Source organism: Proteus genomosp. 6, assembly GCF_040139785.1.
Lineage (GTDB): Bacteria > Pseudomonadota > Gammaproteobacteria > Enterobacterales > Enterobacteriaceae > Proteus.
The window spans coordinates 144,675-165,408 of record NZ_JBEEVJ010000009.1; the positions used below are offsets into that span (position 1 = coordinate 144,675).

Sequence of the window (20,734 nt, forward strand, 5' to 3'; positions counted from 1 at the left end):
GTGTAGCGTTGTTGACTGCGTTCATTCGCACTAGTCACATACTGATGTATGCTCCTAGCGACTCCTTCACTTGTCGCCTAGCTACACCTCGAATTATTTAGAGTGTATATATTGAGGTATTTATATTCGATAATGTATTTATCGCATCTATACTGATGAGAGAAATGTTTACTTTAGTTAATGATTGATGCTGGCGAATATTGATAATGTATTCGTGGATAATGTATTTAAAATGTCACTTTTTGTGATAATAATCACAATTTTATGAAATTGTTACTTTGTTTGATGTCCTGTAGGTGATGTTTATCACTAAAAAGGACTGAAAAACTGATACAGTAACTTTTAATTTAATGATCATTGGTTTTGTCCCATTGAGGAGTCCGATATGTCTGATGTATTTCACTTAGGTTTAACCAAAAATGACCTACAGGGTGCCACTTTAGCAATTGTTCCAGGTGATCCTAAGCGTGTTGAAAAAATTGCAAAATTAATGGATAACCCAGTTCATCTGGCTTCTTTACGTGAATACACGTCATGGCGTGGCGAAATTGATGGCAAAGCTGTCATTGTTTGTTCAACAGGTATCGGTGGCCCATCTACTTCTATCGCTGTTGAAGAATTAGCACAGCTAGGTATCCGTACTTTCTTGCGTATTGGTACAACTGGTGCAATTCAAGAACATATCAATGTAGGTGATATTCTTGTAACTACGGCTGCGGTTCGTTTAGATGGCGCAAGCTTACATTTCGCACCAATGGAATTCCCAGCTGTTTCTGATTTTGAATGTATGAACGCACTGTACAAAGCCGCTAAAGACAATGGCTCCACTGTACACGTCGGTATTACTGCATCTTCAGATACATTCTATCCAGGACAAGAACGTTACGACACCTATACAGGTCGTGTTGTTCGCCGTTTCAAAGGCTCTATGAAAGAGTGGCAAGAAATGGGCGTAATGAACTATGAAATGGAATCTGCAACATTATTGACAATGTGTGCAAGCCAAGGTTTACGTGCAGGTATGGTTGCGGGTGTTATCGTAAACCGTACTCAACAAGAAATTCCAGATGCGGAATTACTGAAGAAAACTGAGAATAATGCACTCGGTATCGTGATTGAAGCGGCTCGTAATTTAATGAAATAATATTTCGAATCGCTGATAGAAGCCCTTAATACGTAAGTGTTAAGGGCTTTTTTTATGCAATAATTCATTAGCTTAATATACTATGTCAATAGAACTGCATTTTTGATAATGTAATTGAGAATTATTTACAATACAACAATGAGAAAATAAATATGACTGATATTTTGCAGACACACCCTTCAGTGTTGCCTTTAACCGGTGGAATTAACTTCCGTGATTTAGGAGGTAAAAAATTAAGCAACGGTGGTATTATCAAGCCAGGTATGTTATTTCGAGCTGGATCACTGGATAGGCTGACGGATACGGATCAATCCCTTCTTATTGATAAAAATCTTTTTCAAATCATTGATTATCGCGATAGTGGTGAAATTGTTGATAAACCAGACCGTATCTGGGAAGGTGCGCAATATTACCATGCTCCTGCAAACCCGCTATCCAAAGAAGTTTCTGCAAACCTTGAAAAGCTGACTCCTGAAATACTTGAGCAATTTGATGCCAAAGCTTTTATGTTTCAGTTATATAAATTACTTCCTATTAATAACCCTGCATATAAACAATTGGCAACATTATTAAAGCAACCTGAGAAAGGGGGGGTTGTGCAACATTGTGCTGTGGGTAAAGACAGAACAGGTGTTGGCTCTGCTTTAGTGTTATTTGCGCTGGGTGCATCTTTAGATGTAGTGATGGAAGATTACCTACTTACCAATGAAACATTAGCGCCTTATCGCGCTTATCTTTTAGAAGAACATGCTAAAACAATGAGTGATAACATTGTTGATAAATTTGCCTATGTTTATTCAGTACAAGAAGAGTTTCTGCAAACAGCATTGGCGAGTATTAATCAGCATTACGGTAATGTGGATACTTGGCTAGAGAAAGATATCGGTCTAGATGCGTCTAGCCGAGATTCCTTACAAAATTATTTTCTCGAATAATAAAGTGATTTATATTCGGTTAATCAATTTATTATTTCACTTAGGTTAACCGAATTTAAGGTCTCTATTTTGATAGTACAAGACATTATTCATACCATCACTCTCTTTGTAAAAGAGCACGAAGTCTGGGCTATTCCGATCGTGTTTTTTCTTGCTTTTGGTGAGTCACTTGCATTTATCTCTTTGCTTATTCCTGCCACAGTTATTTTATTGGGATTAGGTGCTTTAATTGGTGAGAGTGGTCTGTTTTTCTGGCCGATTTGGCTTGCTGCTGCATTAGGCGCTTTCTTTGGTGATTGGGTATCCTACTGGGTAGGATTTCACTATAAAGATGGGGTGAGAAACTTGTGGCCCATTTCACGTTCACCACAAACATTAGTTAGAGGTCATCAATTCTTTAATCGTTGGGGAATTTGGGGGGTGTTTATTGGACGATTTTTTGGACCTTTTCGTGCAATTGTCCCATTAGTTGCGGGTATTTGCGCAATGCCACAACGTTATTTTCAAATTGCTAATTTAATATCAGCGATGATTTGGGCATTTGGTATTTTGGCGCCCGGTGCTTTGGGTTTGCAATGGCTTGCGAAATGGATGGGATAACTGCGTCCTTTATCGCAAATCAAGTCATGATGTAAATTGTTGCTAGACAATATTACCTATGCGTTTTAACGTAGCCCGCTGGAAAGTAAAAAGGTCACTTTAGTGGATATTCAGTTGTTATACGGGATCATTGGTTTATTAGGTGGAGTGCTTGTTGGCGGCGCGCTGGTTTGGTGGTCTATCCAACAACGTTTATCCGATAAAGAAGCCATGCTACGTGAAAATCATACACAGCTTGCTATCGCCCAAGAAAAAGCGGTGATTATCCCCTCTTTACAACAAAATATAGAACAGCTAGAGCAAGAATTACGTGCTCAGAGAGAAATTATTACTTCTCAAGAAGCTGAATTAAGAGAAGTGACAACTCGTTGGGAAGAAAGCCGAATATCCGCAGAAGAAAAACAGCGATTATTAATTAATAGTGAGCAACGGCTTGCAACACAGTTTGAGAACTTAGCTAATCGTATTTTTGAACAGAGTGGGCGTAAAGCCGAAGAGTTAAATCGCCAAGGATTAACCCATTTACTATCACCATTTCGTGAGCAACTCGAAAGCTTTCGACGACAAGTTCAAGATGGTTTTGGGCAAGAAGCCAGAGAGCGACATACTTTGGTTCATGAAATTCGCCAGCTCCAACAATTAAATGTAAAAATGGCGCAAGAAGCCGTTAACCTAACCAATGCCCTCAAAGGGGATAATAAAGTTCAAGGTAACTGGGGTGAAACGGTATTAGCACGTATATTAGAATCGTCAGGGTTACGCGAAGGTCATGAGTTTGAAACACAGGTGAGTATTCGTCATGAAAATGGTGGGCGTTATCAACCTGATGTCATTGTACATTTACCTCATGGCCGAGATGTTATTATCGACGCTAAAATGTCGCTGGTGGCGTATGAAAAGTATTTTAATAGTGAAGATGATAATCAACGTAAGCAGGCGCTTTGTGCGCATGTAAACTCAATTAGAGCGCATATTAAAGGATTGAGTGTAAAAGATTATCATAAACTACCGGGTATAACGTCTTTAGACTATGTTTTAATGTTTATACCTATTGAGCCCGCTTATCTTGTTGCAATTGGTCATTCTCCAGACTTGCTAGAAGAAGCATTGAAAAACAATATTATGTTAGTTGGGCCATCTACTTTACTTGTTGCTTTGCGTACAATAGCCGCATTGTGGCGTTATGAATATCAAAGCCAAAATGCGCAAGAAATTGCAGACAGAGCGGCTAAAATGTATGACAAATTAAGACTTTTCGTTGATGATATGCAAGGGCTAGGAAATAGTATTCAAAAAGCGCAATCTGGCTATCTATTAGCGATGAAAAAACTCTCTGAAGGTCGTGGAAATCTTATCAGTCAAGCGGAAGGCTTTAAATCCTTAGGGGTTGAGATAAAAAAAACGATTGATAATGATCTCATTGAAAAATCAGCATCTGATTGATTTAATAAAATAAAGAGATAAAGACTTCTGAAAACGGCCAGTACTGAATTTACTAAATTTTGATTAATTAGCGGGCAAATAATATGACTCAACAAACTAAGGAAACAACAGATTTTGGTTTCCAAACCGTTGACAAAGATGATAAACAAACCATGGTTGCAAGGGTTTTTCACTCTGTCGCGTCTAAGTATGATTTAATGAATGACTTGATGTCTTTTGGTGTTCACCGTATCTGGAAACGCTATACCATTGAAGCGAGTGGTGTAAGACGTAACCAACGTGTTCTTGATCTTGCGGGTGGTACTGGTGATTTAACAGCTAAATTTTCTCGTCTCGTGGGCGAAAATGGGGAAGTTGTTTTAGCTGATATCAATGACTCAATGTTGAAAATGGGTCGTGAAAAGCTACGCGACCACGGTATTGTCGGCAATGTTAACTATGTGCAAGCAAATGCTGAAGAGTTACCTTTCCCTGATAACCATTTTGATTGCATTACAATCTCCTTTGGTTTACGTAATGTGACTGATAAAGCAAAAGCTTTACGCTCAATGTTCCGTGTATTAAAGCCAGGTGGACGTCTGCTGGTGTTGGAATTCTCTAAACCTGTTCTTGATCCTTTAAGTAAGATTTATGACGCTTACTCTTTCCATATCCTACCTAAAATTGGTCAAGTGATTGTGAATGATGCTGAAAGTTACCGTTATTTAACGGAGTCCATTCGCATGCATCCAGACCAAGAAACACTAAAAGGTATGATGGAAGAAGCAGGATTTGATCAAGTTACCTATACCAATATGACCGGAGGTATAGTTGCATTACACAAAGGATTTAAATTCTGAGATGGAAAAAGCCACTTTTTCTCATGATATTGCTTCTCAAGTACTGTATCCGCTGCTAACCGCATCCATGGAGACAGCGCTTAATCACGTTTTATATCAGGAAAATGTGCTTAAACCTGCCCGCAATCGCCTTGCGGGCAAAGTGTTGGCGCTTTCTATCAATGAGTTTCCTCGTTCCATCTACTTAGTCTTTAGCGAACAACAAGTTGATGTATTAAGTCAGTGGGATGATGAAACCGATTGTTTGATAAAAACAAAACTATTAACACTGATTAAGCTTCGTGATCGTCAAAAAATGTCAGAACTGATCAACCGTGGTGATATTACTATTGATGGTGATATGCAGGTTGTTCAAAATTGGTCTGCATTATTAGATATGGCGCAGTGGGATCCCGCGCAATATTTAGCTCCTTATATTGGTGATATTGCGGCGCAAAGTCTGACTGTTGTTGCAGGAAAGGGCGTTCAGTTATTTTCTTCACTCTTAAGTCACCAAAAAGATTATTTACGTGACGCGTTAATTGAAGAGTGGAAAACCGCACCTAGTGCATTAGAAACAGTCCATTTTTATGATGAAATAGAAGAACTTGCACAGCAAACCGCCGAACTGGAAAAACGGTTAGGCACATTGGAGAAAAAATAATGCTCCTTAGTGAGTTAAAGCGCCTCTATCATATTATTCAGGTATTTTTATCTTATGGGCTTGATGAGTTAATTCCTAAACACCGAATTACTTTACCTGTAAGATTAGGATGCCGAGCACTATTTTGGATCAAAAATAAACATCCAGAAAAACCATTAGGTGAACGCTTACGACTCGCATTGCAAACATTAGGCCCTGTTTGGATTAAATTAGGCCAAATGTTATCAACTCGACGTGATCTTTTCCCTCCTCAAATCGCTGACCAGCTTGCTTTATTGCAAGACAAAGTTGCTCCTTTTGATGGTAAGAAAGCACGACAATATATTGAAAACTCATTTGGTTGCCCTATCGACCAATGGTTTGATGATTTTGATGAAACTCCACTCGCTTCCGCTTCTATTGCGCAGGTTCACACTGCAAAATTAAAAGAAAACGGCAAAGAAGTGGTACTAAAAGTTATTCGTCCCGATATTCAACCAGTGATCAAAGCGGATATCCGTTTGATGTATCGCTTGGCAAATCTATTACCGTTTTTACCTGATGGTCGTCGTTTACGGCCAAAAGAGGTGATCCGCGAATACGAGAAAACATTACTTGATGAGCTAAATTTACTGCGTGAAGCTGCAAATGCTATTCAGTTACGTCGTAATTTTGAAAATAGCTCTATGTTGTATATTCCTGAAGTGTATTCAGATTATTGCCATGAAAACGTGATGGTAATGGAGCGTATTTATGGTATTCCCGTTTCTGATATTGAAGCGTTGAATGCACAAAAGACAAATATGAAGCTTCTTGCAGAGCGTGGTGTAAAAGTCTTTTTCACTCAGGTATTTAGAGACAGTTTTTTCCATGCTGATATGCATCCTGGTAATGTGTTTATTAGTTATGATCACCCTGAGAACCCATATTATATCGGTATTGATTGCGGTATCGTAGGCTCATTAAATAAAGAAGATAAACGCTATTTAGCTGAAAACTTTTTAGCTTTCTTTAACCGTGATTATCGAAAAGTTGCAGAATTACATGTTGATTCAGGCTGGGTGCCGGCAGATACCAATGTGGAGGATTTTGAATTTGCGATCCGCACTGTATGTGAACCGATTTTTGAAAAACCACTTTCTGAAATCTCATTTGGACATGTGTTACTTAATCTTTTCAATACAGCACGTCGTTTCAATATGGAAGTACAACCGCAATTAGTTTTACTTCAAAAAACATTGCTTTATGTTGAAGGGCTTGGACGCCAATTATATCCACAATTGGATTTATGGAAAACGGCAAAACCTTTCTTAGAAGATTGGTTGCATAGTCAAATTGGTATCACGGCATTAATGAACGGTATCAAGAGTAAGGCACCTTATTGGATTGAAAAAATGCCAGAGATACCAGAGCTGGTTTATGATAGTCTGAAACAACATAAAAATATGAAGTTAACGCTAGACAAATTGACGGAACAAATAGGTTCTCAAAGAGTCAAACAGAGACAGTCTTTATTTTTATTGGGTATAGGTACAACACTGTTTTTATGCGGTAGCCTGTTTTTTGTTTCTGGTTTTAAAACATTATTCAGTGTTTTTATCAGTTTAGGTCTTCTTGCATGGATTTTGGGTTGGTTTAGATCTGGTAATGTACAATAAAAACACATCAAAGTTTGTCTTTGAGCAAGTTAAAAGATGAATTCGAGATTCCCGAAAATTGAATTCGTTGTATATAATGGGCACTGTTATTAAGTATAACCCCGAAAATAGTTGAGGAACATAAAATGGGCGGTATTAGCATTTGGCAATTACTCATCATCGCTGTCATCGTTGTCTTATTATTTGGTACAAATAAACTGCGCACATTAGGCTCAGATTTAGGCGCATCAGTAAAAGGCTTTAAAAAAGCGATTGGTGACGAAACTGCAGATAAAGACACCAGCAACGCTGAAAAAACAAATAATGACGCAGATTTTGATACTAAAAATTTAGCGCAGAAGACTTCAACAGAAGAGAAGTCTACAACTGAGAGCAAAAACAAAGAGCAGGTGTAAACCGTGTTTGACATTGGTTTTAGTCAGCTGCTATTGGTCATGGTGATTGGTCTTGTTTTTCTGGGGCCAGAACGTTTGCCCGTAGCAGTAAAAACAATTGCTGGCTGGGTAAGGGCGCTACGCTCTTTGGCTGCGAATGTGCAAAATGAACTGACTCAAGAACTAAAACTTCAAGAACTCCAAGAGAGCTTGAAAAAAGTTGAAGAGAAAGCGAATTTGCAAACGTTATCGCCAGAGCTGAAAGCGTCTATGGATGAGTTAAAAGAGGCTGCACAGTCTTTAAAACAAACTTATCATGCACCTACAACGCCAGACTCCACGAAAGAGCAGTCTGTAAAAACCGACTCTACGGAACCTTCACCTTCTGATTTAGCTGCACTTGCTGAAGCTGATGAAGTTAATGATGATGCTAATCGCCATAAACCTGTGGCAGAAAGTGTTACAAAGACAGAAGTTCCTGTTACTCAACCAGTAACAATAGAGAAAAAAACAACTGATCAGGTCAATGGTGAGCATTAAAACATGGCAGTAAATGATACCCAACCGCTGATCAGCCATTTAATAGAACTTCGTAAGCGTTTGATGTATAGCTTAGTCTCAGTTCTAGTGGTTTTTTTAGCGCTGGTTTATTTTTCTAACGATATCTATCAATTAGTCTCGGCTCCATTACTCGATAAGTTGCCAAAAGGGTCAAATATGAGTGCGACGGATGTTGCCTCTACCTTTTTGACTCCGATTAAATTGACAATCATGGTATCCATTTTTGCTTCTGTACCTATTATTCTTTATCAGGTATGGGCTTTTATCGCACCAGCATTGTATAAACACGAACGCCGCTTAATGCTGCCATTACTTGTTTCAAGTACGGTATTATTCTATCTCGGTATGGCGTTTGCTTATTTTGTTGTGTTCCCTCTCGCGTTTGGCTTCTTTGTTAATACAACCCCTGAAGGGGTTAACTTTATTCCAGATATCAGTAAATATCTAAGTTTCGTAATGACGTTATTTATGGCGTTTGGTGCAGCTTTTGAAGTACCGATTGCGATTATTTTACTGTGCTGGAGTGGTGTAACGACACCTGAAGCATTAAAGAAAAAACGCCCTTATATTCTTGTAGGTGCCTTTGTCGTTGGTATGATCTTGACACCACCAGATGTTTTCTCTCAAACCTTACTCGCAATACCTATGTACTTACTGTTTGAAATCGGTGTCATGGTATCGCGCTTTTATGTAGGTAAGGGAAGAAGAACAGATGAAGAAGGAGCTGAGGAAGCAGAGGCCGAAACTGAAGCAGAACAGCAAAAATAATTTTAGAACCGATTTTCTAAAATCATATGATATTAGCCCAGCAATTGCTGGGTTAAATTTTTCTAGAGCAACTCTTTTTTAAACTCTTTATTTCCCACAGATTTTTTCACTTCACTATTTAATATATTTAAAAGCAAAATCGAACGGGCTTCACCATCAGGCTCTTGATATATGGCTTTGATCCCTTGAAAAATCCCCTCTGTTATTAATACGCTATCGCCACTGTGAGGTACATTTTCTTCGCTATAAGTGAGAGAAGAAAGCTGAGGGATTTGCAGTGTATCAATCACATCTTGAGGAACAGTGACAGGATATTGCCCAAAGCGAACAAATGAGTTTACTCCACGCGTTGAGTTAATGGTCGTGGTATGGATCACTTCAGGATCGAACTCTATAAAAAGATAATTAGGGAAAAGCGGTTCTGTTACGGTAGTGCGCTTTCCTCTTAGTACTTTTTCTATGGTTACCATAGGTGTAAAACAACCCACTTGCTGACGTTCTAAGTGTTCGATAGCACGAGGAATTTGTCCTCGTTTGCAATACAGCAAATGCCAGTTTTTCATAATAGAGACAATAGGTTAGTTAAATTTAATTTAAGTGATAATAGCAAATTTATCATTAAGGTAACAGTCATCTATCGGGGGATTAAATAAAAAATAGGTTAACGTGGTTTTATACTGAAAAAAGAACAGAAAAGCTGTGTTTATTCGCAATAAAAAGGCTTGTTTTTGTTACTTTCACTTGGATCTCGGATAGAGGTAACAAGTTAATAAAAAAGTGATGGTAAAAATAAGAAAAAGCTCTCAAGATAATTATCTTAGAATTTTGTTCATAATTATAAAGAGGTTCTGTAATGGAAGTTTTTTTATTAAGTAACGGAAAAATTGCCGGGGATCCACGTTGGTTAAGTTATGCAAAAGATAATATCGATAGCATGATTAAAAAACGCGGTATTCGTTCTGCTGTATTAATTGCTTATGCCGTTATTCGTTCCGATCATGATCAACGTGCTCGTGATTTATCAGAAGTGTTAGGTATTGAAGTTACTTGTATTGAACATTTTGATTCAGAAGTTGATGCAATCAACAATGCAGAATGTATTTTAGTCAGTGGTGGCAATACTTGGTTATTAAACCAAATGCTGCATGAGAAAGGATTAGTTGTTCCAATCCAACGCGCCGTACGTGAGCGTAATATTCCGTATATTGGTTGGAGCGCAGGTTGTAACGTCGCGACACCAACAATTCGTACCACTAATGATATGCCTGTACGTTCCTCTGTTATTATGCCTTCATTAGGCCTATTCCCTGTTCAAATTAACCCACATTACATTGATGCTTCTATCAGTGGTCATATGGGTGAAACTCGTGATGAGCGTATTGCAGAGTTTTGTGCAATTAACCCTGAAGAGATTGTTGTGGCTATCCGTGAAGGAAGTTACTTATATATTCAAGGTGAAGAATTACGTTATTACAGCGCTAAAAATGAAGGTTTTAAAATCTTCCAACATGGAAAAACATTCCCTGAACAGTTTGATACTAAGTTACTTTCAGAGTGGGTTCCATTCCGCTGTTTATAAGTATAGTGAACGCTATTAAATAAAAAGCATTGCATTTTAGTGAGTTATGCGTTTAGCTTATAGCGTCTCAAAGAGGGCATTGGCCCTCTTTTCTTTCACTCACTGGCTCGTAAGATTATGATGAAATACCGCGATTTAAGAGATTTCCTTTCATTATTAGAAGAAAAAGGTGAATTAAAACGTATCGCCTATGAAATAGATCCCTACCTTGAAATGACCGAAATAGCGGACAGAACTTTACGTGCCGGTGGGCCAGCGCTGTTGTTTGAAAATCCTAAAGGGTATGATATGCCCGTGCTTTGTAACTTATTTGGTACACCAGAGCGTGTGGCAATGGGGATGGGGCAAGATGATGTTAAAGCCTTACACGAAGTTGGAAAGCTATTGGCTTTTCTAAAAGAGCCTGATCCTCCGAAAGGTTTTCGTGATCTCTTTGATAAGTTACCTAAGTTTAAACAAGTTTTAAATATGCCAACAAAACGCTTGAGTAAAGCGCCTTGTCAGGAAGTGGTTTTAACAGGTGATGATGTCGATCTCACAAAAATTCCTGTTATGCATTGTTGGCCTGAAGATGCGGCACCTTTGATTACTTGGGGATTAACGGTGACTCGTGGCCCATTGAAAGAGCGCCAAAATCTCGGTATTTATCGCCAGCAGGTGCTGGGTAAAAATAAAGTGATTATGCGCTGGTTATCGCATCGTGGTGGTGCGTTAGATTTTCAAGAGTGGTGTCAAAAACATCCCGGTGAGCGATTCCCTGTTTCCGTAGCATTAGGGGCAGATCCTGCGACTATTTTAGGTGCAGTAACACCTGTACCAGATACCTTATCTGAATATGCATTCGCGGGTTTATTACGGGGCAATAAATCAGAAGTTGTAAAATGTCTTTCAAATGATCTTGAAGTCCCTGCAAGTGCTGAAATTATCCTTGAAGGTTACATTGAACCAGGCGAATTAGCCCCAGAAGGGCCATATGGTGATCACACAGGATATTATAATGAGATTGACTCTTTCCCTGTGTTTACCATTACGCATTTAACGCGCCGTAAAGATGCAATTTATCATTCAACCTATACAGGTCGTCCACCTGATGAACCCGCAGTATTAGGTGTTGCGTTGAATGAAGTGCTTGTTCCGATATTACAAAAACAGTTTCCTGAAATTGTCGATTTTTATCTACCTCCTGAAGGATGTTCTTACCGTTTAGCCGTTGTGACAATGAAGAAACAGTATGCGGGTCATGCTAAACGCGTAATGATGGGAGTTTGGTCTTACTTACGGCAATTTATGTACACCAAATTTGTGATTGTTTGCGATGATGATGTTAATGCAAGAGATTGGAAAGATGTGATTTGGGCAATTACGACCAGAATGGATCCTGCAAGAGATACCATTATGATGGAAAATACGCCTATTGATTATCTCGACTTCGCTTCACCTGTTTCAGGATTGGGATCAAAAATGGGTCTTGATGCGACGAACAAATGGCCGGGTGAGACAGATAGAGAATGGGGTAGGCCTATTGTGATGTCTGATGAAGTTAAGCAACGAGTCGATACTATTTGGGAACAGCTCGATATTCTTAAATAAGAACAGAGGAACAACATGGCAATATTGAATTGTAAAGTCTCACTTGTTGAGCCGATGACAGATACGGTTTATCGGGTAAGGCTATTACCTGATGGCGAATTTGATTTTCAGGCTGGACAATATCTTTTAGCTGTTATGGATGAGCGTGATAAACGTCCTTTTTCTATTGCATCTATACCTGAAAATAAAGACTTTATTGAACTTCATATTGGTGCGTCTGAACTCAATCTTTATGCGATGGCAGTGCTTGATGTGATATTAGAAAAACAGCAGCTTACCATTGATATTCCTCATGGGAATGCGTGGTTCCAAAAAGAGAGTCAACGTCCATTACTATTGATTGCTGGCGGTACAGGATTCTCTTATACCCATTCAATTCTATTGGCCGCGTTAGCTGAAAATCCTCAACGACCTATTACAATTTATTGGGGGGGAAGAGAAAGCGTTCATCTCTATGATCTCAATGAATTACAAGAATTATCAGAATTGCATCCATCGTTATCCGTTATTCCAGTTGTTGAACAGCCTGATGAGACTTGGCGTGGCCGCAAAGGTACGGTATTAACGGCAATAAGCGAAGATTTTGGTGATTTATCAGAATATGATATTTACATCGCAGGGCGTTTTGAAATGGCGAAAATAGCCAGAGATCGCTTTTGTAATGAGCGTAATGCAGATAAAACTCGCTTATTTAGCGATGCCTTTGAATTTATCTGACAAAACGATAGTACCCCGTTATTTGTTATTATTTTCGTTTTTAAAACCATAAAAAAACCCGCCCCTGACGGCGGGAAAATGGTTTCTAACCATGCAATCGAAAAGAATACGTTCCCCTAACGATCAGAGCGTGGATATACAGAATATCGTATTAAACACGTTCTATAATCGTTGCAATACCTTGTCCTAATCCAATACACATTGTGGCTAAGCCAAATTGTGCATCTTTACGCTCCATAATATTTAATAATGAAGTGGTTATTCGAGAGCCTGAACATCCTAAAGGATGCCCTAAGGCAATTGCTCCGCCATTTAAATTAATCTTGTCATCTATGCTATCGAGCAGATTCATTTTCTTCATACATGCTAATGACTGTGCGGCAAATGCTTCATTTAGCTCAAAAATATCAATATCACCTAATGTTAATCCTGCTTTTTTCAACGCGATTTCTGTTGCAGGAACAGGGCCATAACCCATAATTGCAGGATCACATCCTGTCACTGCCATAGAACGAATAATGGCACGAGGCTTTAAATTATGCTCTTTAGCATAACGTTCACTGGTTATAAACATGGCGGATGCACCATCAGAAACTGCGGATGAATTGCCTGCTGTAACAGAGCCCGTAGCAGGATCAAACACAGGTTTAAGCTGGGCTAATTCATCAAGGCTTGGGTTATAACGAATAACTTCATCATTTTTGACATTAATAAAATTACCTGTTGCATCATGACCATTAATCGCAATTATCTCATTATCAAAATAGCCTTGTTGCGTTGCAAGAGCCGCTAAATGATGAGAACGGTAAGCGAATTTATCTTGTTCTTCGCGTGAAATTTGGAATGATTTAGCCAGCATCTCTGCTGTTAATCCCATTGAAAATGAGGCTTTAGCGACAGAAAGATTAAGTGATGGATTAAAATCTGCATTATAAGTCATCGGTACGTGACCCATATGTTCAACACCGCCAATTAATGCTACTTGACTATCACCCAGCATAATTTGGCGTGCACCATCATGTAATGCTTGCATTGATGAACCACATAACCGATTAACTGTAACTGCCGGAACCTTGTGTGGAAGTTCAGCCAATAACGCCGCATTACGAGCAATATTAAAACCTTGCTCTAAAGTTTGTTGTACACAGCCCCAAATCACATCACCAATATCATTAGGATTAATATTCGGATTGCGTGTTAGTAGTGCTTGCATCAATTGTGCAGAGAGATTTTCCGCTCTGATATGGCGAAATGCACCACCTTTTGAGCGTCCCATTGGAGTACGAATACCATCAATTATGACAACCTTTTCCATTTCATATCTCCTTAAGCGAGTTCTCTGATGTTAACATCTACTTTTGCGGGCTTTGGATAATAGGTTTCGTTGCGTTGCGCTTTCTGTTTTAAGCTTTCAGGAATTTGATAAAGAGATCCTAATGATGCGTATTGCTGTGCATCTGCAACAAATTGCGCTAATCCGATGGTATCAAGATAACGGAAGACACCTCCTCGGAAAGGAGGGAAGCCTAAGCCATAAACTAATGCAATATCAGCTTCTGCTGGTGAAGCAATAATACCTTCATCTAAACAACGGATAACTTCATTGATCATTGGGATCATCATGCGAGCGATAATTACATCTTGGCTAAACTCTTGTGTTTTGCCAGCATTTTGCTGAATAAGCGTTTGAATTTGACCATCAACAGATTTCTGCTTTTTACCCCGTTTATCAACTGCGTAATTATAGAAACCATGATTATTTTTCTGACCATATCGCTGTTGCTCATATAAAAGAGCAATAGCATCTCGTTCAATTGTACCCATTCTGTCAGGGAAACCTTGAGCCATTACGGCTTGAGCATGATTTGCCGTATCAATGCCTACAACATCAAGTAGGTACGCCGGTCCCATAGGCCAGCCAAATACTTTTTCCATCACTTTATCTACAGCAAGAAAATCAGCACCATCTCTTAGTAATAGAGAGAACCCAGCAAAATAAGGAAAGAGGACACGGTTTACAAAGAAACCAGGGCAATCATTAACGATAATTGGTGTTTTACCCATTTTACTGGCGTAACTGACAATACGGTTAATCGTCTCTTCACTGGTTTTTTCACCTTTTATGATTTCAACCAGTGGCATTCGATGAACTGGGTTAAAGAAGTGCATCCCACAGAAATTCTCAGGACGCTTTAAGGATTTTGCGAGCAGGGAAATAGGGATCGTAGAGGTATTTGACGCAAGTACCGCGTGATCGGCTAATAGTGCTTCTGTTTCTGCGAGTACAGTTGCTTTTACTTTGGGATTTTCAACAACGGCTTCAACCACAACATCCGCATCACTGACAGAAACATAATTCAATGTAGGTTGAATAGAGGCGAGCGTTTTTGCCATATCTACGGCACTCATTCGACCTTTTTCTTGGCGTTTTTGTAATAGGCTTAACGCTTCATTCATACCAAGCTCAAGGGATTTTTGGTTAATATCTTTCATTACAATGGGAATACCTTTTAAGGCAGATTGGTAGGATATTCCACCGCCCATTATCCCAGCGCCTAAGACCGCCGCTTGTTTAGGTAATTCAGCATGACGTTTTTTCGTGATATTTTTGACATACTGATCATTAAGGAAAATACCGACTAAGGCTTTTGCAACATCAGTACGTGTGAGTTTGACAAAATTTTCAGTTTCGATAGCCAGTGCTTCATCTCTATTTAGAAATGCCGCTTTTTCAATAGTTCTTACTGCCGTGATCGGTGCTGGATAGTGAGGGCCTGCTACTTTCATCACCATACCTTTAGCCACACTGAAAGACATTTTATGTTCAAGCTCTGTCAGTCTTAATGGTGCTGTTTTTGGATGACGTGCAGCTTTCCAATCAATTTTGCCTTCAATTGCTTGCTCGATTAGCGAAATAGCACTTTCTTTTAAATTTTCTAGAGGGACAATTGCTTGGATTAATCCATTTTTAAGTGCAGTTTGGGCATCAACATCTTTACCAGCAGTAATAATTTCTAATGCGTTATCGACACCAATCAAACGAGGAAGGCGTACTGAACCGCCAAAGCCCGGCATGATCCCAAGTTTTGTTTCTGGTAAACCGATACGTAAATCAGGAGAAGCAATACGAAAATCAGTAGCAAGTACGCACTCGCAACCACCGCCAAGGGCATAGCCATTGATAGCAGAAACGGTAGGAACAGGTAGGTCTTCAAGTCGACTAAAAATCTGATTAGAGAAGTGTAGCCACTGAGTTAATTCTTCTTCAGGGGCATCAAAAAGGGATAAAAACTCGGTAATATCAGCACCGACAATAAAAGCCGGTTTTTCGGAACGCAAGATAACACCTTTCAGGCCTGGTGTTGCTTCTAATACGGTTAAAGCTTCACTTAGCATTGCAACCGTTTTGGTATCTAATTTGTTAATAGAACCTTTGGCGTTAAAAATGAGTTCAACAATACCTTGTTTCACCCAATCGGCTTGAATATTTTCGCTTTGATAGAGCATTTGTATTCTCCCTAAATGTATAGACTGGTATGACCAGATAATAAGAGTGTGAATACTATGTTAAATAAATGCAAATATTTGATTAAAAAACTGCAAGGGTGATCACAGTGAAATTATTCAACTTATTGAATTCTATGTTGTTGCTCAGTTTGATAAAACGAGGGGAGATAAATCGGTAATAATCTATTTTTGTTATGGGGTTAGCCACTCAAAGAGTTGGCGTGTTAAGCTGAATCATTAACAATGAATAAGAAAGGTAATTAATAATGGAAAAATTGCTCTCTCTGTACCAAGAACATATCAAAACTCTACAAAATCGTACTCGTGATGCTTTATCCAGACACCATCTTGATTCGGTATTAATTCATTCTGGTGAACCTATCCGTGTTTTCCTTGATGACAGTGATTACCCTTTTAAAGTGAATGCTCATTTTAAAGCATGGGTGCCTGTAACAGATGTACCACATTGTTGGTTATTAGCGGATGGTGTTAATAAACCTAAATTATGGTTCTATTCCCCAGTTGACTATTGGCACAGTGTTGAAGCTTTACCAAGTAGCTATTGGACTCATGAAGTTGAGTTAATTCATCTTAAAAATGTTGATGATATTCAGAAAGAGCTAGCACCTTATATTAATAAAAATACCGCTTATATTGGTCCAAATATACAGCGAGCAGAATCATTAGGTGTGAGTATTGATAATATCAACAATCAATCTCTTCTTAATTATTATCATTATTACCGCGCCTATAAAACAGGTTATGAATTAGCTTGTATGCGTGAAGCACAAAAAATGGCCGTCAACGGACATATTGCCGCTCATGAAGCTTTTCAAGCTGGATTAAGTGAGTTTGATATTAATATGGCGTATTTAATGGCTACGGGTCATCGTGATACCGATGTTCCTTACGGCAATATTGTCGCATTAAATGAACACGCCGCTGTTTTGCACTACACCAAATTAGATCATGAATCACCAGATGAATATCGTAGTTTCCTTATTGATGCAGGTGCAGAGTATAATGGCTACGCAGCAGATATCACTCGTACTTATAGCGCAAAAGAAAATCATGAATTTACTTCATTAGTTAAAGATATGAATGATGCGCAACAAGCGCTGATTGCAACGATGAAAGCGGGTGTGCGTTATACTGAATACCATGTTCAAATGCATCGACGTATTGCTGGGCTACTTAATAAATACGGTATTGTTAAAGGTGTGAGTGAAGAAGAGATGGTGAGTGCTGGATTAACTACACCATTTTTACCTCATGGCTTAGGGCATGCTTTAGGTCTGCAAGTTCATGATGCAGCTGGATTTATGCAAGATGATAAAGGAACCCACTTAGCGGCTCCTGCAATGTATCCATTCTTACGTTGCACACGTATTGTTGAACCAGGCATGGTATTAACAATTGAACCTGGATTTTACTTTATCGACTCTCTGCTAGAGCCTTGGAAAGAAGGAAAATACAGTACTCATTTCAATTGGAAGCTTATTGAGCATTTCAAACCATTTGGTGGTATTCGTATTGAAGATAATATTATTATCCACGATAACAAAATTGAAAATATGACCAGAGACTTACACTTAGCCTGATGAAAGCGTATTTGATCCCCGCTGAAACCGTAGAATTCAGTGAAGAAATAAAGAAGAGTCGTTTTATTACATTTATTGCTCACACTGAAGGTATTGATGCAGCAAAAGCGTATATCCAGTCTATCAAAGAACAATTTCCTGATGCCCGGCACCACTGTTGGGCTTTTGTTGCAGGAAGACCCGATGACTCACAACAATTAGGTTTTTCTGATGATGGTGAGCCAACAGGTACTGCGGGAAAACCTATTCTTGCACCTCTTTTAGGGAGTGGAATGGGAGAAGTTACCGCAGTGGTTGTTCGGTATTTCGGTGGGATCAAATTAGGAACTGGTGGGTTAGTTAGAGCTTATGGCAGTGGTGTTCAACAAGCATTAAAGCTTTTGCCAACAAAAACGAAAGTGCCACAGTTGCGTTTTAGTGTAGCGTGTGAATATTCACTGGTTTCATTACTTGAACAAGTTGTTGAACAATATCAGGGGCAAGTACTTTCAAGTGAATATACTGATAAAGTCACTTTTATACTTTCATTGCCTGCCGTGCATAGCGGTGAAGTTGAAGTTAAACTACGTGATATAAGTCGTGGCAGTATGCAATTAATCCCGTTAGATAAAAATGAATAATCTTTGCTACCAAGGAAATCGCTAAATGCATTTTCGTTCAATAACCCGTATTGTCGGACTGCTTGTTATCTTATTTTCTGTCACGATGATCATTCCTGGTATTGTTGCATTAATATATCGAGATGGTGCAGGGCGTGCATTTAGCCAAACATTTATTGTAGCCTTGATCATTGGGTTAATGCTGTGGATCCCCAATCGACATAAAAAAAGTGAGCTTAAGCCTAAAGAAGGCTTTCTTATTGTTGTCTTATTTTGGACGGTACTGGGTAGTGTAGGGGCATTGCCGTTTATTTTTTCTGAGCAACCTCATCTTTCTATTACTGATGCCTTTTTTGAATCTTTCTCTGGACTGACTACAACAGGAGCCACAACGCTTGTAGGGCTAGATTCATTACCTAAAGCTATTCTGTTTTATCGCCAAATGCTCCAATGGTTAGGAGGAATGGGGATCATCGTATTAGCTGTCGCTATTCTCCCTCTTTTAGGTGTTGGGGGAATGCAGTTATATCGCGCAGAAATGCCAGGTCCATTGAAAGATAACAAAATGCGACCTCGAATTGCAGAAACAGCGAAAGCACTTTGGCTTATCTATGTCTTATTAACGATCATTTGTGCCTTAGCATTATGGATTGCGGGCATGGATGTGTTTGATGCTATTTCTCATAGCTTTTCAACTATTGCAATTGGTGGGTTTTCTACTCACGATGCCAGTATTGGTTATTTTAATAGCCCAACCATTAACATCATTATTGGTGTATTTCTTCTGATTTCTGGTTGTAACTTTGGTTTGCACTTTGCCGTACTAACGGGAAGAAGCTTAAATATTTATTGGCGTGATCCTGAATTTCGTATGTTTATCTCAATTCAATTGGGATTAGTCATTATCTGTAGCGGTATTCTATGGCTTTATTCTGTATACGACACAGGATGGATAACCATAAACCAGGCTTTTTTCCAAGTTGTCTCTATGGCGACAACTGCGGGATTTGCCACGGATAGCTTTGCACAATGGCCTGCATTTTTGCCTCTTCTATTATTATGCTCGGCGTTTATTGGTGGCTGTGCAGGATCAACGGGTGGGGGATTGAAAGTCATTCGTATCTTGCTTTTATTCCTACAAGGGAATCGTGAATTAAAACGTCTTGTTCACCCAAATGCGGTTTATACCATCAAACTTGGTCACCGAGCATTACCCGAACGTATTATTGAAGCTGTGTGGGGATTTTTCTCCGCTTATGCGCTGGTCTTTATTATTAGCTTAATGTTGTTGATAGCAACAGGCGTTGATGAATTTTCTGCATTTTCTGCTATTGCCACTACATTAAATAATCTTGGTCCTGGATTAGGGATTGTCGCCGATAACTTCACGACAATGAATCCAGCTGCAAAATGGATATTGGTCGTGACAATGTTATTTGGGCGACTAGAAGTTTTCACACTATTGGTTTTATTTACCCCAACGTTTTGGCGTGATTAACCTAATACAAGGAGTAATGTATGAGCGCGCTATTGTTGTATTGTAGTACTGATGGTCAAACTAAAAAAATAATGACACAAATCGCGAATGAATTAAGACAACACGGTCATGAATGTGATGTGAGAGATTTAACCTCTGTTCAGCAGAGTTTAAATTTATCTGCTTATAATAAAATCTTAGTGGGCGCTTCGATTCGTTATGGTTACTTTAATAAAGCGCTCGATAAATTTATCACTCGTCATCTTGCACAATTGAATAGTATGCCGTCCGCATTCTTTGGCGTTAATCTTACGGCAAGAAAAGCAGAAAAGAATACACCCGAGACGAATGCTTATATGCGTAAGTTTTTAGATAAGACTCCATGGAAACCAACGTTAACGGGTGTCTTTGCTGGCGCACTTTTTTATCCTCGTTATAAATGGATTGATAGAGTTATGATCCAATTAATTATGAAGATGACTAAAGGTGAAACGGATCCTACAAAAGAAATTGAATATACTGATTGGAATAAAGTAAGCGAATTTGCGGCGCATTTTGCTAAAATTGAGTGATATTTAATCTTTACTGTGGGGTTTTTATACGTCTTGTTGGAGTTTTGAACGAACAGTAAATTATTTTAAAAAAACACTTGCGCTAATCCGAGATCTCCCTATAATGCGCATCCACTGACCGGCGATGAGCAAACAACAAGCCACGCAG

General features: G+C 39.0%; 20 protein-coding genes. 17 read left to right on the forward strand and 3 right to left on the reverse strand.

All coding sequences use genetic code 11. The features are described 5' to 3' along the window. Positions 1–385: 385 nt before the first annotated feature. From udp to tatC, 10 genes are all read left to right on the forward strand, one after another. Entirely contained in the window at positions 386–1,144 is a 759-nt protein-coding gene (udp, locus tag ABN212_RS12905; protein WP_196571057.1) for a uridine phosphorylase, read from the forward strand. Between the two features lie 152 nt (positions 1,145–1,296). Next, positions 1,297–2,079, forward strand: a complete 783-nt coding sequence (locus tag ABN212_RS12910) for a tyrosine-protein phosphatase (protein ID WP_198620178.1) — start codon at positions 1,297–1,299, stop codon at positions 2,077–2,079. 69 nt (positions 2,080–2,148) lie between these two features. Continuing rightward, entirely contained in the window at positions 2,149–2,679 is a 531-nt protein-coding gene (locus ABN212_RS12915; RefSeq protein WP_349443291.1) for a DedA family protein, read from the forward strand. Positions 2,680–2,781: 102 nt separating this feature from the next. Next, positions 2,782–4,122 carry a DNA recombination protein RmuC gene (gene rmuC / locus ABN212_RS12920; protein WP_109372603.1) on the forward strand — a complete coding sequence of 447 codons (1,341 nt, stop codon included), beginning with the start codon at positions 2,782–2,784 and terminating at the stop codon, positions 4,120–4,122. 83 nt (positions 4,123–4,205) lie between these two features. Beyond that, on the forward strand, positions 4,206–4,961 hold the full coding sequence (gene ubiE, locus ABN212_RS12925) for a bifunctional demethylmenaquinone methyltransferase/2-methoxy-6-polyprenyl-1,4-benzoquinol methylase UbiE (protein WP_075672293.1): 756 nt from the start codon (positions 4,206–4,208) through the stop codon (positions 4,959–4,961). Between the two features lies 1 nt (position 4,962). Beyond that, positions 4,963–5,604: a ubiquinone biosynthesis accessory factor UbiJ gene (locus ABN212_RS12930; RefSeq protein ID WP_075672295.1), complete on the forward strand. Its 642-nt coding sequence runs from the start codon at positions 4,963–4,965 to the stop codon at positions 5,602–5,604. Continuing rightward, positions 5,604–7,241, forward strand: a complete 1,638-nt coding sequence (gene ubiB / locus ABN212_RS12935; RefSeq protein ID WP_349443292.1) for a ubiquinone biosynthesis regulatory protein kinase UbiB — start codon at positions 5,604–5,606, stop codon at positions 7,239–7,241. The genes ABN212_RS12930 and ubiB overlap by 1 nt, the downstream gene beginning before the upstream one ends. A gap of 125 nt (positions 7,242–7,366) precedes the next feature. Continuing rightward, positions 7,367–7,636, forward strand: coding sequence for a Sec-independent protein translocase subunit TatA (gene tatA, locus ABN212_RS12940; RefSeq protein WP_151434098.1), 270 nt, complete (start codon positions 7,367–7,369; stop codon positions 7,634–7,636). A gap of 3 nt (positions 7,637–7,639) precedes the next feature. Further along, positions 7,640–8,155 carry a Sec-independent protein translocase protein TatB gene (tatB, locus tag ABN212_RS12945; protein WP_109372599.1) on the forward strand — a complete coding sequence of 172 codons (516 nt, stop codon included), beginning with the start codon at positions 7,640–7,642 and terminating at the stop codon, positions 8,153–8,155. A 3-nt stretch (positions 8,156–8,158) separates the two neighbouring features. After that, complete coding sequence (gene tatC / locus ABN212_RS12950; RefSeq protein WP_198620176.1) at positions 8,159–8,944, forward strand: Sec-independent protein translocase subunit TatC; 786 nt, start codon at positions 8,159–8,161, stop codon at positions 8,942–8,944. A gap of 62 nt (positions 8,945–9,006) precedes the next feature. On the opposite strand, the gene rfaH is transcribed toward tatC, so the two are convergent. Continuing rightward, positions 9,007–9,507 (reverse strand): transcription/translation regulatory transformer protein RfaH, encoded by a 501-nt coding sequence (gene rfaH, locus ABN212_RS12955; protein ID WP_198620175.1) that lies wholly within the window; start codon positions 9,505–9,507, stop codon positions 9,007–9,009. Between the two features lie 290 nt (positions 9,508–9,797). On the opposite strand from rfaH, the gene pepE reads away from it, so the two are divergent. The 3 genes from pepE to fre all read left to right on the forward strand — a co-directional run bounded on the left by pepE (position 9,798) and on the right by fre (position 12,830). After that, on the forward strand, positions 9,798–10,523 hold the full coding sequence (gene pepE, locus ABN212_RS12960; protein WP_100158028.1) for a dipeptidase PepE: 726 nt from the start codon (positions 9,798–9,800) through the stop codon (positions 10,521–10,523). A 120-nt stretch (positions 10,524–10,643) separates the two neighbouring features. Beyond that, positions 10,644–12,113: a 4-hydroxy-3-polyprenylbenzoate decarboxylase gene (gene ubiD / locus ABN212_RS12965; RefSeq protein ID WP_198620260.1), complete on the forward strand. Its 1,470-nt coding sequence runs from the start codon at positions 10,644–10,646 to the stop codon at positions 12,111–12,113. Positions 12,114–12,128: 15 nt separating this feature from the next. Further along, positions 12,129–12,830, forward strand: coding sequence for an NAD(P)H-flavin reductase (gene fre, locus ABN212_RS12970; protein WP_196533469.1), 702 nt, complete (start codon positions 12,129–12,131; stop codon positions 12,828–12,830). A gap of 151 nt (positions 12,831–12,981) precedes the next feature. Here the strand turns inward: fre and fadA are convergent, their stop codons facing one another. Together fadA and fadB are read right to left on the reverse strand one after the other, a co-directional pair. Next, complete coding sequence (fadA, locus tag ABN212_RS12975) at positions 12,982–14,145, reverse strand: acetyl-CoA C-acyltransferase FadA (RefSeq protein ID WP_198630053.1); 1,164 nt, start codon at positions 14,143–14,145, stop codon at positions 12,982–12,984. Between the two features lie 11 nt (positions 14,146–14,156). Next, positions 14,157–16,337, reverse strand: coding sequence for a fatty acid oxidation complex subunit alpha FadB (gene fadB / locus ABN212_RS12980; protein ID WP_349443293.1), 2,181 nt, complete (start codon positions 16,335–16,337; stop codon positions 14,157–14,159). A gap of 266 nt (positions 16,338–16,603) precedes the next feature. Here fadB and pepQ point away from each other — a divergent pair, with 266 nt between their 5' ends. The 4 genes from pepQ to hemG are packed head-to-tail and all read left to right on the forward strand — an operon-like array spanning position 16,604 to position 20,586. Then, positions 16,604–17,938, forward strand: a complete 1,335-nt coding sequence (pepQ, locus tag ABN212_RS12985) for a Xaa-Pro dipeptidase (RefSeq protein ID WP_109372593.1) — start codon at positions 16,604–16,606, stop codon at positions 17,936–17,938. Next, entirely contained in the window at positions 17,938–18,558 is a 621-nt protein-coding gene (locus ABN212_RS12990; protein WP_100158033.1) for an IMPACT family protein, read from the forward strand. Before pepQ ends, ABN212_RS12990 begins: the two co-directional genes overlap by 1 nt. Positions 18,559–18,583: 25 nt before the next feature. After that, entirely contained in the window at positions 18,584–20,035 is a 1,452-nt protein-coding gene (gene trkH / locus ABN212_RS12995; RefSeq protein WP_036914641.1) for a Trk system potassium transporter TrkH, read from the forward strand. Positions 20,036–20,055: 20 nt separating this feature from the next. Next, the gene (gene hemG / locus ABN212_RS13000; RefSeq protein WP_198626324.1) at positions 20,056–20,586 is read left to right on the forward strand and encodes a menaquinone-dependent protoporphyrinogen IX dehydrogenase; all 531 of its coding nucleotides are present in this window, start codon (positions 20,056–20,058) and stop codon (positions 20,584–20,586) included. Positions 20,587–20,734 lie beyond the last annotated feature (148 nt).

Bases quoted from the DNA above. Each gene is read 5' to 3' on its own strand.
- udp (WP_196571057.1), top strand. From the start codon at position 386: ATGTCTGATGTATTTCACTTAGGTTTAACCAAAAATGACCTACAGGGT.
- ABN212_RS12910 (WP_198620178.1), top strand. From the start codon at position 1,297: ATGACTGATATTTTGCAGACACACCCTTCAGTGTTGCCTTTAACCGGT.
- ubiE (WP_075672293.1), top strand. From the start codon at position 4,206: ATGACTCAACAAACTAAGGAAACAACAGATTTTGGTTTCCAAACCGTT.
- ABN212_RS12930 (WP_075672295.1), top strand. From the start codon at position 4,963: ATGGAAAAAGCCACTTTTTCTCATGATATTGCTTCTCAAGTACTGTAT.
- ubiB (WP_349443292.1), top strand. From the start codon at position 5,604: ATGCTCCTTAGTGAGTTAAAGCGCCTCTATCATATTATTCAGGTATTT.
- tatA (WP_151434098.1), top strand. From the start codon at position 7,367: ATGGGCGGTATTAGCATTTGGCAATTACTCATCATCGCTGTCATCGTT.
- tatC (WP_198620176.1), top strand. From the start codon at position 8,159: ATGGCAGTAAATGATACCCAACCGCTGATCAGCCATTTAATAGAACTT.
- rfaH (WP_198620175.1), bottom strand. From the start codon at position 9,507: ATGAAAAACTGGCATTTGCTGTATTGCAAACGAGGACAAATTCCTCGT.
- pepE (WP_100158028.1), top strand. From the start codon at position 9,798: ATGGAAGTTTTTTTATTAAGTAACGGAAAAATTGCCGGGGATCCACGT.
- ubiD (WP_198620260.1), top strand. From the start codon at position 10,644: ATGAAATACCGCGATTTAAGAGATTTCCTTTCATTATTAGAAGAAAAA.
- fre (WP_196533469.1), top strand. From the start codon at position 12,129: ATGGCAATATTGAATTGTAAAGTCTCACTTGTTGAGCCGATGACAGAT.
- fadA (WP_198630053.1), bottom strand. From the start codon at position 14,145: ATGGAAAAGGTTGTCATAATTGATGGTATTCGTACTCCAATGGGACGC.
- fadB (WP_349443293.1), bottom strand. From the start codon at position 16,337: ATGCTCTATCAAAGCGAAAATATTCAAGCCGATTGGGTGAAACAAGGT.
- pepQ (WP_109372593.1), top strand. From the start codon at position 16,604: ATGGAAAAATTGCTCTCTCTGTACCAAGAACATATCAAAACTCTACAA.
- ABN212_RS12990 (WP_100158033.1), top strand. From the start codon at position 17,938: ATGAAAGCGTATTTGATCCCCGCTGAAACCGTAGAATTCAGTGAAGAA.
- trkH (WP_036914641.1), top strand. From the start codon at position 18,584: ATGCATTTTCGTTCAATAACCCGTATTGTCGGACTGCTTGTTATCTTA.
- hemG (WP_198626324.1), top strand. From the start codon at position 20,056: ATGAGCGCGCTATTGTTGTATTGTAGTACTGATGGTCAAACTAAAAAA.